This window comes from Nocardioides sp. W7 (genome assembly GCF_022919075.1).
GTDB lineage: Bacteria > Actinomycetota > Actinomycetes > Propionibacteriales > Nocardioidaceae > Nocardioides.
On sequence record NZ_CP095078.1, the window covers coordinates 3634021 to 3646535 of the forward strand.

Here is a 12515-nt window from a genome sequence, read left to right on the forward strand (position 1 = left end):
AGGGTGCGGCCATGACGGAGAGCCCACGAGCCGCCGACCTCTCGCTGCGCGAGCAGGTGCGCCTGCTCTCGGGTCACGACGAGTGGCGCACCGAGCGGGCGGGCGGGCTGCGGCCGGCGATGCTCAGCGACGGGCCGCACGGCCTGCGGGTGCAGCCCGAGGGCGGGGACCACCTCAGCTTCGGCGACAGCATCCCGGCGACCTGCTTCCCGACGGCCGTCACCCTGGCGTGCACCTGGGACGACGACCTGGCCCGCGAGGTCGGAGCCGCGATCGGGCTCGAGGCACGCGCCCTGGGCGTCGACGTCGTCCTGGGGCCGGGGCTGAACATCAAGCGGCACCCGCTGGGCGGGCGGAACTTCGAGTACTTCTCCGAGGACCCGCTCCTCGGCGGCCACCTGGCGGCCGCCGTGGTCGAGGGGATCCAGTCGCAGGGTGTCGGCGCCTGCCTGAAGCACTTCGCGGTGAACAACCAGGAGTCGCACCGGTTCGTGGTCGACGCCGTCGTCGACGAGCGGACCCTCCGGGAGCTCTACCTGGCCGGGTTCGAGTACGCCGTCCGCGCGAGTTGGCCCTGGACCGTGATGGCGTCGTACAACTCGGTGAACGGGGTGCACGCCACCGAGCACCACGACCTGCTCACGACGATCCTGCGGGACGAGTGGGGCTTCGACGGGCTGGTGATGAGCGACTGGGGCGCGGTGAGCGATCGGGTCCGCGGGATCGCCGCCGGGATGGACCTGGAGATGCCGTCCAGCCGCGGGCTCTTCGACCAAGCGGTCCGCGAGGCCGTCGAGAACGGCACCCTCCCGGCCGAGGCGGTCACCACGAGCGCCCAGCGCGTCCTCGACCTGCTCGCGCGCTGCCCCCAGGGCGACCGACCCGAGGGCGACCGGGCCGAGCTGCTGGTCGACGACCACGACGCCCTCGCCCGCCGGGTCGCCGCCGAGGCCACGGTCGTGCTCCAGAACGACGGACTGCTCCCCCTCGACCCGGGCCTCACCGTCGCGCTGCTGGGCGACTTCGCCGACCGCCCGCGCTACCAGGGCAGCGGCAGCGATGCGAAGGTGGGGCTGCGGGTCTACGGCTCCACGATCTCCGACGGTCCCGGCTCGTGCGAGGACAGCACGCTGCTGGTCCCGGCCGAGCAGGTCGACAAGGGTGTGCTGACAGCCGGGATCGAGAAGCTCCGGCCGTTGGGGAACACGCCCATCGCATATGCCTTGGAGCAGGCCTTCGACGACCTCCCGGCCGACGGACCTCGCAGCATCGTGCTGGTGTCGGACGGTGAGGAGAACTGCGGCGGCGACCCGTGCGAGGTCGCGCGGGACCTGCGCAGGCTCGGCACCGACTTCTATGTCGACGTCGTCGGCCTGCAGGTCGACAAAGCGTCGCGCGACCAGCTGACCTGCGTCGCAGCTGCCGGTGGCGGCACCTACTACGACGTGCAGGACATCGCTCGGCTCGATTCGACCCTGCAGCGGGCGTCGGTGCGAGCAGCGCGGGGCTACGTCGAGACCGGGCTGCCCGTCGAGGGAGGCGCCGATGCCTCGAGCGCCGCCGAGATCGTGGACGGTCAGTGGCTCGACACCATCGGAGACTCGGGCATCGAGTACTACTCGATCCCCGATCCTGCCGAGGGCACCCTCCACCTGAGCGTGTCGACTCGCACGACGTCGGACGATCTCACCGCGTCGGAGCAGCTGAGCATCTCGGTGACCGCTGCGGGCGGCGAGACGTGTGGCGAGACCAGTGCCTCGGTCGTCGGGGTCGACAACACGATGGCGCCGTACGCCGCCTACCTCGCGGTCACCCCGCAGGTGAAGGCCGAGTGTGGCGACGGTCCGTATGTGGTGGCGGTCCAACCCCCCGAGGTCGACGGCGTCAAGCCCCTGGAGCTTCTCGTGCGGACCGAGCCCGAGGTCCTGAACGAGACCGATCTGCCCGGGGCCGCCTCGGGCGACGACTACTCCGCGGTCACGGTGCCAGCCGCCGGCCAGGCGGTTCCGGTGCTCGGTTCGGTGAGCTTCACCGGTGCCCCCGCGCTGGCGCCCGGACTCTATTCCGACTCGATCGTCGCCGGTGAGACGTTGCTGTACCGGGTCACGGGGGTCGGCTGGGGTCAGCAGGCGGTGTGCGACTTCACGCTGGGCGCTGCGGGGGCAGGGCTCTCCAGCGGCAACGTGCGGGCCATCCAAGCGCGTGTCTACGGTCCGTTCCGCACCGAGGTCACCGAGATCCTCGGCGCCAACGACGACGGGGTCTATTCCGGCGACGATCTCACGCTCCACGTGGCGAGTCCGGCGCTGGCCTACGCCAACCGTGACGCCAGCGACGAGGTCCTGCAGGGCACCGCGACCGCGGGTGACCTCTACTGCGGCATCAGCGTGCGGGCGACGTCCGAGCGGAACGACGCCGAGATCGGCGACGTTCCGGTCCAGCTCAGCGTCGGGGTGTCCGGTGAGGTCACCGGCGAGCCGGAGTACGCCGCACCGCCACCCGAGACGGCCACCGAGGACGCAGCCGTGCACGAGCCCGACAGCGACGACGACGGTGGCCCGTCGACCGGCACGCTTCTCGGGGTCGGCACCGGCGTCGTCGTCCTGCTCGGGCTGGGCGTCGCGCTCGTGCGCCGACTCCGCCGCCACCGCGCGAGCTGATCCGAGGGCTCCCGACTGGGACCGACCAGTCCCAGCGATCGCTCCTCGCCGGATCGGCGGCGGTGGCTCAGCTGTAGGCGCAGGGCCGGCGGGTGGGCTCGACGCCCACCTGGTGGGTGGCGTCGGGGTCGCTCCACATGCTGTCGAAGCGCGCGGAGTAGCGCCGGTAGTCGGGCCGGCCGTTGAGCCGCAGGGTGACCTCGTCGTTGCCGAGCGAGACACGCGACCAGTTCTCCGAGCCGGTCCACGTCGCCCGCACGCCGACGCCGTCGTAGGCGCCGTTGACCGTGAAGAACTTGTAGTGGGAGTAACAGCGAGGACCGTAGACGATCTCGTCGTCGCTCCCGGTGGAGATCCGGTCGCCGAAGTCCCAGTCGGCCGCCTTCACGGGAATCCAGGCCTTCTGCAGCATCCGGGCGGCGGAGGCGCCGAGGACGCTGCCGATGACCTTGACGCGGCAGCCCTGGCGCTGGAGGTCGGCCACCTTGCGCGCGATGTTGTCGCCGCGCTCGCCGTACCAGGCGTAGACGATGATCCGGACGACGGTGTGACCGCCGGCCCCGAATCCCTGCGGCGCCCGGCAGCCGATCTTGGAGAGCCGCTGGATGACGGGGTCCCCGCCGGTCGCGCGGGCCGCCTGCACCTCGGTGCTGCCGCCGGACGCGCGGGCGAGCTCGCGCTGGAAGGCCACCGAGTGGTCCGGCGAGCTGTAGCCGACGAAACGCGGGGTGGACTTCCTGTCGCGGGCGATCTGGCGGAAGACCCCGACCCAGGTGCGGAAGAGCCGACGGTCGTCGCGGATCGTGTACCCGTCGTTCCACTGGGCGAAGGCCGCGCCGTAGGTCAGGTTGGCCGAGGACGAGATGATCACGTCCTTGGACGCGCCGCTGCGGCTGAACGAGTAGATCTTGGTGTGCAGGTTGCCGCCGGGTCCGTTGCGGCACGAGCCCCGGCAGAAGACCAGGAAGCTCGGCCGGTCGCGACGCTTGCCGAGGACCTTCTGCAGCCGGCGCTGGGTGTTGCTGATGGTGTTGTCGTTGAAGACCATCTGCACGTGGACACCCCGCTTGTGGGCCTTGATCAGCAGGTCGGCGACGTCGTTGCGGTCCATCGAGTAGCTCGAGATCCGAATGGTGTCGCCGCGTCGGGTGTGCGAGATCGCGTCCCGGATGCGCGCCACGATCGCGACCCGCTGCTTCGGGCTGCCCGTGGGGTCGTTGAACACCGGGCCCCGGGCCGGCTTCCATCGGCGGCGGGGCGCCGTCCGGGGCGAGGCCTCGGCCGTCGACGGCGCCACGGTCGGAGCTGACGCCGGTGCCGCGCTCGCGACGGCCGCCGTGGGTACGACGGCCAGCACCGCCACCCCGAGGGCGAGGGCGAGCATCGTCACGGTCCGGTCTCCCCAACGCATCACAGCGGGAGTGTAAAGCGCTCTAGGGTGCGGCCATGACGGAGAGCCCACGAGCCGCCGACCTCTCGCTGCGCGAGCAGGTGCGCCTGCTCTCGGGTCACGACGAGTGGCGCACCGAGCGGGCGGGCGGGCTGCGGCCGGCGATGCTCAGCGACGGGCCGCACGGCCTGCGGGTGCAGCCCGAGGGCGGGGACCACCTCAGCTTCGGCGACAGCATCCCGGCGACCTGCTTCCCGACGGCCGTCACCCTGGCGTGCACCTGGGACGACGACCTGGCCCGCGAGGTCGGAGCCGCGATCGGGCTCGAGGCACGCGCCCTGGGCGTCGACGTCGTCCTGGGGCCGGGGCTGAACATCAAGCGGCACCCGCTGGGCGGGCGGAACTTCGAGTACTTCTCCGAGGACCCGCTCCTCGGCGGCCACCTGGCGGCCGCCGTGGTCGAGGGGATCCAGTCGCAGGGTGTCGGCGCCTGCCTGAAGCACTTCGCGGTGAACAACCAGGAGTCGCACCGGTTCGTGGTCGACGCCGTCGTCGACGAGCGGACCCTCCGGGAGCTCTACCTGGCCGGGTTCGAGTACGCCGTCCGCGCGAGTTGGCCCTGGACCGTGATGGCGTCGTACAACTCGGTGAACGGGGTGCACGCCACCGAGCACCACGACCTGCTCACGACGATCCTGCGGGACGAGTGGGGCTTCGACGGGCTGGTGATGAGCGACTGGGGCGCGGTGAGCGATCGGGTCCGCGGGATCGCCGCCGGGATGGACCTGGAGATGCCGTCCAGCCGCGGGCTCTTCGACCAAGCGGTCCGCGAGGCCGTCGAGAACGGCACCCTCCCGGCCGAGGCGGTCACCACGAGCGCCCAGCGCGTCCTCGACCTGCTCGCGCGCTGCCCCCAGGGCGACCGACCCGAGGGCGACCGGGCCGAGCTGCTGGTCGACGACCACGACGCCCTCGCCCGCCGGGTCGCCGCCGAGGCCACGGTCGTGCTCCAGAACGACGGACTGCTCCCCCTCGACCCGGGCCTCACCGTCGCGCTGCTGGGCGACTTCGCCGACCGCCCGCGCTACCAGGGCAGCGGCAGCTCGCTCGTGACGCCGACGCGGCTGACCAGCGCCCGCGCGGCGTTCTCCGCGCGGGGCATCGAGGTCACCGACGACCCGGCCGCCGCCGACGTCGCGGTCGTGCTGGTCGGACTGCCCGGCACCCACGAGAGCGAGGGCTTCGACCGGTCCGGTCTGGCCCTCCCGCCCGAGCACGACGCGCTCGTCGAGGCGGCGTACGCCGCGAACCCGCGCACCGTGGTCGTGCTCTCCGCCGGCGGCCCGGTGCGGTTGCCGTGGCGCGAGCGGGTCCCTGCCGTGCTCACCGGTCACCTCGGCGGCCAGGCCACCGGGGCCGCCCTGGTCGACGTCCTGTACGGCGACGTCGAGCCCGCGGGCCGGCTCGCCGAGTCCTGGCCCGCGGAGCTGGGCGACGTCGCCTCCGACCCGTGGTTCCCCGGCGAGCCGCACCAGGTCGAGCACCGCGAGGGGCTGTTCGTCGGCTACCGGCACCACGTGACGGCAGACGTCGCGCCGGCGTACCCCTTCGGGCACGGACGGGGCTACACCCGACTGGACTGGTCCGACCCGGCCCTCGACCGCACGAACCTGACCGCAGGAGAACCGCTGCGGGTCACCGTGACCGTCGCGAACCCGGGTGATCGGCCCGGCTCGGACGTCGTCCAGGTCTACCTCCACGACCAGACCGGGGTGGTGCTCCGACCGCGGCGCGAGCTGGCGGCCTACGCCAGGGTCCGGCTCGAGCCCGGCGAGAGCCGGGCGATCACCCTGGAGGTTCCGGCCCGGGCGTTCGCCTTCTACGACGTCGAGCGCGCCGACTGGTCGATCCCCTCGGGTCGGTACGCCGTCGAGGTGGCCCGCTCCAGCGCCGAGATCGTGGCGGCCCTGCCGGTGCAGGTCGTCGGCGGCGTCGAGAGCGCACCCGAGCCGGCCGACACCGCGCGGCTGGCGGTCGACGACGCCGCCTTCGCCCGCCGCCTCGGTCGGCCGGTGCCGGTGCCCCGACCGGTGCGCCCGTTCACCCGGGAGTCGACGGTCGGCGAGCTCGCCACCACCCGCACCGGTCGGCTGCTGCGCCGGGCGCTCGTGGCGGCGGCGCCGCTGGACCAGGCGGCCGGCGACGACGAGACCCTGAAGCTGATGCTGGCCCGCTCCCTGGAGGAGCTCCCGCTCCGCTCGGTGGCCAGCTTCTCCGGTGGCCGCCTGCCCTGGCCGGCGGTCGACGCGATCCTCGCCGTCGTCAACGGACGCCCCTGGGAGGTCGCGACGGCCGCGGCTCAGAGGGCGCGGACCCGCTGGAAGTTGCGCCCACCCCGGGCGTAGGTCGCGACCACCGCCGGCGGCGCGCGGTGCTCCTCGACCGGCTCGGACCAGCGGCAGCGGCGTACGTGCACCAGGTCGACCGCGACAGCCGCGGGATCCCGGTCGTGCTCCAGCGGACCGGTCAGGACCCCGCGCACGAAGCGACCATCCGGGTCCCGGGTCCACATGACCGCTCCGTCCGGCACGGCCGCGAACCGGTCGAGGCGTCGCGCGGAGCGCTCGTCGCTCACCGCGCCCATCCCGCACAGTCCACGCTCCAGGGCCCGCTCCACGGCTGCCCACGGCTCGACGTCGTCGCTGCGTGAGCGCATGGGCGCGCGGTAGACCCCGGGCCCGTCAGCGGCAGGTGGCGGCACGCGCCGGTGGTGCCCCGAGGCCGCACCGGGCAAACGTCGTTTGTGACCGGGAGCGGCGGCTACCGGGTCGTCGTACCCGACCCGAGAGGACTCCCCGTGAACGCGCAGACCCTGTCCGGCAAGACCGTCGCCTTCCTCGTCGCCACCGAGGGCATCGAGCAGGTCGAGCTCACCGACCCCTGGCAGGCCGTCCGGGACGCCGGTGCGACGCCGGTGCTGCTGAGCACCGAGAGCGGGGAGGTGCAGGCCTTCCACCACCTCGACCAGGCGGACACGTTCCCGGTCGACGCGGTCGTCGACGACGTGTCGGTCGAGGAGTACGACGCCCTGGTGCTGCCCGGCGGAGTCGCGAACCCCGACCTGCTCCGCACCCACGAGCCCGCCGTCGCCTTCGTGCGGGACTTCGTGGGCTCCGGCAAGCCGGTGGCCGCGATCTGCCACGCGATCTGGATGCTGGTCGAGGCCGGCGTGGTGTCCGGCCGCGAGCTCACCTCGTGGCCCAGCCTGCAGACCGACGTCCGCAACGCCGGCGCGACCTGGGTCGACCGGGAGGTCGTGGTCGACGGCAACCTGGTGACCAGCCGCAAGCCCGACGACCTGCCCGCGTTCACCCGCGAGCTCACCACGCTGGTGGCCGCGACGTCCTGAGGCCCTACAGTTCCCGGGTGCCCCCGCCCCCGTTCCGTGTCGGCTTCGTCACCGGCGCCACCCCGGACAAGTGGGCGCGCACCTGGCGCGACCGCTCGCGCATCCCCCTGGAGCTGGTGCCGGTGGAGCAGCACGAGCAGGAGGACGGGCTGCGTGCGGGCAGCCTCGACGCCTGCCTGGTCCGGCTCCCCGTCGACCGGGAGGGCCTGCACCTGATCCCGCTGTACGACGAGGTCGCCGTGGTCGTGGCCGGGAGCGAGCACCTCGTCGCCGCGGCCGACGACGGGGTCACCCTCGCCGACCTCGCCGACGAGCAGCTGGTCCTCCCCCACGAGTCGGGCTGGGTGCCGGCGGCCGAGCAGCTGGACTGGCCACCGATGTCGGTGCGCGACGCGGTCGAGGTCGTCGCCTCCGGCACCGGGATCGTGCTGCTGCCGATGTCGATCGCCCGGCTGCACCACCGCAAGGACGTCGTCACGCGGCCGGTCACCGACCTCCCGGCGACCAAGGTCGGGCTCAGCTGGCTGGTCGACAACGAGGACCCCCGCGTGCAGACGTTCATCGGCGTCGTCCGGGGCCGCTCGGAGCGCAGCTCACGGTCCTGAGTCGATCGGGTCCCGCGTGAGCGTCCTCACCCGAAGGTGTGAGACGCCGGAGCGCTGGAAACCCTGATCTAGTGACCTCGTTACAACGTCCTCCGTCCGACTCGCTCAGCTCGCCGTCCGTCGGCAGTCCCATCCCCCAGCCCGACACGCACCCCGTCCTCGACGTCGAGCAGTCGTCGTACGGCCCCGACGGTGCCCACCCACGCCTGGACCGGCTGGTCTTCGGCGTCACCGCCGGCGTCTCGCTGGCGTTCCTGGCGTGGGGCTTCTTCGGCACCGACTCGCTCGGCGACGTCTCCGCCGAGTCACTGGCGTGGACGATGCGCAACACGGGCTGGCTGTTCGTGCTGACCGCCAGCGCCCTCGTGGTCTTCGTCATCTGGCTGGCCATGAGCAAGTACGGCGCGATCACGCTCGGCCACGACGGTGAGCAGCCGGAGTTCCGGACCATCTCGTGGATCTCGATGATGTTCAGCGCCGGCATGGGCATCGGGCTGATGTTCTACGGCGTCAGCGAGCCGGTCAGCCACTTCGTCACGCCGCCGCCCGGCACCGGTGACTCCGGTGGCTCCGAGGCGGTGCAGCACGCCATGGCCACCACCCTCTTCCACTGGACCCTGCACCCCTGGGCCATCTACGCCGTGGTTGGTCTCGCGATCGCCTACGGCGTCTACCGCAAGGGCCGGCTGCAGCTGATCTCGGCGGCCTTCGAGCCGCTGATCGGCAAGCACGCGCACGGTCCGGGCGGCAAGGTCATCGACATGCTGGCGATCTTCGCCACCCTCTTCGGCTCGGCCGCCTCGCTGGGCCTGGGCGCCCTGCAGATCCGCAGCGGCCTGGAGATCGTCGCCGGCCTCGGCGACCTCGGCAACGGCTTCCTGGTCGGCATCATCGCCGTGCTCACCGTCGCCTTCGTGGCGTCGGCCGTCTCCGGCGTCGCCAAGGGCATCCAGTGGCTCTCGAACATCAACATGGTGCTCGCGGTCGGGCTCGCAGCGTTCGTCTTCATCGTCGGCCCGACGGTCTTCATCCTCAACCTGATCCCGACCTCGCTCGGCAGCTACGTCGGCGACCTGCCGATGATGGCGGCCCGCACCGGTGCGGAGGGCCAGGACACCAACGAGTGGCTGCAGGGCTGGACCGTCTTCTACTGGGCCTGGTGGCTGTCGTGGACCCCGTTCGTCGGCATGTTCATCGCGCGGATCTCGCGCGGGCGCACCATCCGCCAGTTCGTCACCGGCGTCCTGCTCGTCCCGAGCCTGGTGAGCCTGGTGTGGTTCTGCATCTTCGGTGGCGCGGCGATCAGGCTGCAGCAGCTCGGCACCGACATCGGCGGTGCCGACGGCCAGGAGTCGCAGCTGTTCACCACCCTCGAGGCCTACCCGGCCGCGACCGTCGCCAGCGTCGTGGTGATGGTGCTCGTGGCCATCTTCTTCGTCTCCGGCGCCGACGCGGCCTCGATCGTGATGGGCTCGCTCTCCGAGCGCGGCTCACCGTCGCCGCGCCGGGCGACCGTCATCTTCTGGGGCGTCGCGACCGGGGCCGTCGCCTCGGTGATGCTGCTCGCCGGTGGCGAGGACGCGCTGTCCGGGCTGCAGACCATGACCATCGTCGCGGCGGTGCCGTTCGTGCTGGTCGTGATCGGGCTGTGCGTCTCGCTGGTGCTGGACCTGCGGACCGACCCCGTCGTCGTGCGACGTCAGTACGCCGTCGACGCCGTCGAGCAGGCCGTGATCGCCGGCGTGACCGAGCACGGGGACGACTTCGTGATCTCCGTCGAGGCCGACCCCGACACGGGCTCGACGCCCGTGGCGCCTACCAGGACGTCGCCAGGGGACGACCCTCGGTGAATCCGGCGGCCGACTGCAGGCCGACGAGCGCCCGCTCGTGGAACTCCTCGAGCGTGGCGGCTCCGGCGTACGTGCAGGCCGAGCGGACGCCCGACCCGATCGCGTCCAGCAGGTCCTCCACGCCCGGTCGGAGCGGGTCGAGGTACATCCGCGACGAGGAGATGCCCTCCTCGTAGAGCGCCTTGCGCGCCCGGTCGTACGACGACTCCGCCGAGGTGCGGTTCGCGACGGCCCGGGCCGAGGCCATCCCGAACGAGACCTTGTACGGCCGGCCGTCGGAGTCCTCGTGCAGGTCACCCGGCGACTCGTGGGTGCCCGCGAACCAGGAGCCGACCATCACGCTGGACGCGCCCGCGGCGAGGGCCAGCGCCACGTCGCGCGGGTGCCGTACGCCGCCGTCGGCCCAGACGTGCCGGCCGAGCGCGCGGGCCGCGGCGGCGCACTCCACGACGGCGGAGAATTGCGGTCGACCGACGCCGGTCATCATCCGCGTGGTGCACATGGCACCCGGTCCGACGCCGACCTTGACGATGTCGGCCCCGGCCTCGATCAGCGCGCGGGTGCCCTCGGCGGAGACGACGTTGCCGGCCACGACGGGGACGGACGGCGCGACGGAGCGGATCGCCCGCAGCGCCTCGAGCATCCGGTCCTGGTGGCCGTGGGCGGTGTCGGCGACCAGCACGTCCACCCCGGCCGCAACCAGCCGACCGGCCTTGTCGGCCACGTCGCCGTTCACGCCCACGGCGGCTGCGATCCGCAGACCGCCGGCCGCGTCGACCGCCGGCGTGTAGAGCGTGGCCCGCAGCGCGCCGGTGCGGGTCAGGACGCCGACCAGCCGGCCGTCCGTGTCGACCCCGACCGCCAGTCCGGCGCGGGCGGTGTCGATGGCGTCGAAGACCGTGCGCGCATCGGTGTCGGCCGGCACCACCACCCGCGGGGGCGACATCACGTGCTGGACCTGCGCGAAGCGGTCCACCTCCGCGCAGTCCGCGGCGGTGACGATCCCCACCGGGCGGCCGTCCTCCACCACCACGGCGGCCCGGTGCGCGCGCTTCGGGATCAGCGCGAGCGCCTCCGCGACCGTCGCGTGCCGGGTGAGCTCGATGGGCGTGTCGAAGACCAGGTGCCGGGCCTTGACCCAGCGCACCACGTCGGCGACGACCGGGATCGGGATGTCCTGGGGGATGACGACCAGCCCGCCGCGGCGGGCCACGGTCTCGGCCATCCGCTTCCCGCTGATCGCGGTCATGTTGGCCACCACGATCGGCAGGGTCGCGCCCGTGCCGTCGCTGGTGGCGAGGTCGACGTCGTACCGGCTGGCCACCGCGGAGTGGCGGGGCACCATGTAGACGTCGTCGTAGGTCAGGTCGTACGGGGGAACCGCACCGTCGAGGAACTGCACGTCGGGGAAATCTACGCGGTCGGGCCCGATCTGGCAGGTTGGGCGCCATGGCGTACCTCGATCCGGGAGACCCCGTCCAGCTCGCGGCCCAGGTCCGCGCCGCGTTCGAGGAGCGGTACGACGCCCCCGCGGCGGCCGTGGGCCGGGCACCCGGCCGGGTCAACCTGATGGGCGAGCACACCGACTACAACGCCGGTCTGGTGCTGCCGGTCGCACTCCCCCACACGACCCACGCCGCGTGGCGTCCGACCACGGACGGCCGCCTCCGGGTGGCCAGCCGGCAGCGGGAGTCGACCTGGGAGGGCCGGGTCGACGACCTCGGACCGGACGCCGTCGACGGCTGGGCCGCCTACGCCGCCGGGGTGGTGTGGGCGCTGCGCGAGGCGGGTGTCGAGATCCCGGGCTGCGACCTGCTCGTCGACAGCACCGTCCCTGTCGGCGCGGGGCTCTCCAGCTCGGCCGCGCTCGAGTGCGCCGTGGCGGTGGCGCTCGCGCCCGACGCCGACCGGCGACTGCTCGCCGCTGCCTGCATCCGCGCCGAGACCGAGATCGCGGGCGCCCCGACCGGGGGGATGGACCAGTACGTCGCCCTGCTCGCCGAGCCCGGACAGGCCCTGTTGATCGACTTCGAGAGCGACGAGACCACGCAGGTCCCGCTCGACCTCACCGGCCACACGCTGCTCGTCACCGACACCCGGGTCAGCCACGAGCTCACCGACGGCGGCTACGGCTCGCGGCGCGCCGACTGCGAGGAGGCGGCGCGGCAGCTCCGCGTGCCCACCCTCCGGCGGGCGAGCCTCGCCACCGTCGAGGACCTCGAGGACGAACGGGTACGCCGGCGCGCGCGCCACGTCGTCACCGAGATCTCGCGGGTCACCGCGGCCGTCAACGCTTTGGCGACCTCCGACTGGGGAGCCGTCGGTGAGCTGTTCCGGCGCTCGCACGCCTCGATGCGCGACGACTTCGAGATCTCCACCCCCGAGCTCGACGCGGCCGTCGTCGTCGCCGTGGAGGCCGGCGCGGTCGCGGCCCGGATGACCGGCGGCGGGTTCGGGGGCTCCACCGTCGCGATCGTCCCGGACGACCGGGTCGAGGCGGTGATGCGGGCGGTCGACGCGACGTTCGTGCTGGAGGGCTTCAAGCCGCCGGCCCACCTGCGGGCGGAGCCGTCGGCGGGGGCTTCCGCGGGGTAGGGACCG

The 12515-nt window shown here is 73.0% G+C and carries 9 protein-coding genes; 6 read left to right on the top strand and 3 right to left on the bottom strand.

From position 1 onward, the window contains the following. The first annotated feature begins 11 nt into the window (after positions 1-11). Positions 12-2660 carry a glycoside hydrolase family 3 N-terminal domain-containing protein gene (locus MUB56_RS17195; RefSeq protein ID WP_244928233.1) on the top strand — a complete coding sequence of 883 codons (2649 nt, stop codon included), beginning with the start codon at positions 12-14 and terminating at the stop codon, positions 2658-2660. Positions 2661-2727: 67 nt separating this feature from the next. Here the strand turns inward: MUB56_RS17195 and MUB56_RS17200 are convergent, their stop codons facing one another. Further along, the gene (locus MUB56_RS17200) at positions 2728-4071 is read right to left on the bottom strand and encodes a phospholipase D-like domain-containing protein (RefSeq protein ID WP_244932433.1); all 1344 of its coding nucleotides are present in this window, start codon (positions 4069-4071) and stop codon (positions 2728-2730) included. A 35-nt stretch (positions 4072-4106) separates the two neighbouring features. Here MUB56_RS17200 and MUB56_RS17205 point away from each other — a divergent pair, with 35 nt between their 5' ends. After that, on the top strand, positions 4107-6455 hold the full coding sequence (locus MUB56_RS17205; RefSeq protein ID WP_244928234.1) for a glycoside hydrolase family 3 N-terminal domain-containing protein: 2349 nt from the start codon (positions 4107-4109) through the stop codon (positions 6453-6455). On the opposite strand, the gene MUB56_RS17210 is transcribed toward MUB56_RS17205, so the two are convergent. Continuing rightward, positions 6410-6766: a GAF domain-containing protein gene (locus MUB56_RS17210; protein ID WP_244928235.1), complete on the bottom strand. Its 357-nt coding sequence runs from the start codon at positions 6764-6766 to the stop codon at positions 6410-6412. The genes MUB56_RS17205 and MUB56_RS17210 overlap by 46 nt on opposite strands. Before the next feature lie 141 nt (positions 6767-6907). On the opposite strand from MUB56_RS17210, the gene MUB56_RS17215 reads away from it, so the two are divergent. From MUB56_RS17215 to MUB56_RS17225, 3 genes are all read left to right on the top strand, one after another. Beyond that, positions 6908-7459: a type 1 glutamine amidotransferase domain-containing protein gene (locus tag MUB56_RS17215; protein WP_244928236.1), complete on the top strand. Its 552-nt coding sequence runs from the start codon at positions 6908-6910 to the stop codon at positions 7457-7459. 17 nt (positions 7460-7476) lie between these two features. After that, a complete protein-coding gene (locus MUB56_RS17220; RefSeq protein ID WP_244928237.1) occupies positions 7477-8064 on the top strand; it encodes a LysR substrate-binding domain-containing protein in 588 nt (195 codons plus the stop codon). A gap of 71 nt (positions 8065-8135) precedes the next feature. Then, positions 8136-9914: a BCCT family transporter gene (locus MUB56_RS17225; RefSeq protein ID WP_244928238.1), complete on the top strand. Its 1779-nt coding sequence runs from the start codon at positions 8136-8138 to the stop codon at positions 9912-9914. On the opposite strand, the gene MUB56_RS17230 is transcribed toward MUB56_RS17225, so the two are convergent. Further along, positions 9880-11316 carry a GuaB1 family IMP dehydrogenase-related protein gene (locus MUB56_RS17230; protein WP_244928239.1) on the bottom strand — a complete coding sequence of 479 codons (1437 nt, stop codon included), beginning with the start codon at positions 11314-11316 and terminating at the stop codon, positions 9880-9882. The two genes, MUB56_RS17225 and MUB56_RS17230, sit on opposite strands and share 35 nt — an antisense overlap. 47 nt (positions 11317-11363) lie before the next feature. Between MUB56_RS17230 and galK the strand changes: the two genes are divergently transcribed. Continuing rightward, positions 11364-12509, top strand: a complete 1146-nt coding sequence (gene galK / locus MUB56_RS17235; protein WP_244928240.1) for a galactokinase — start codon at positions 11364-11366, stop codon at positions 12507-12509. Positions 12510-12515 lie beyond the last annotated feature (6 nt).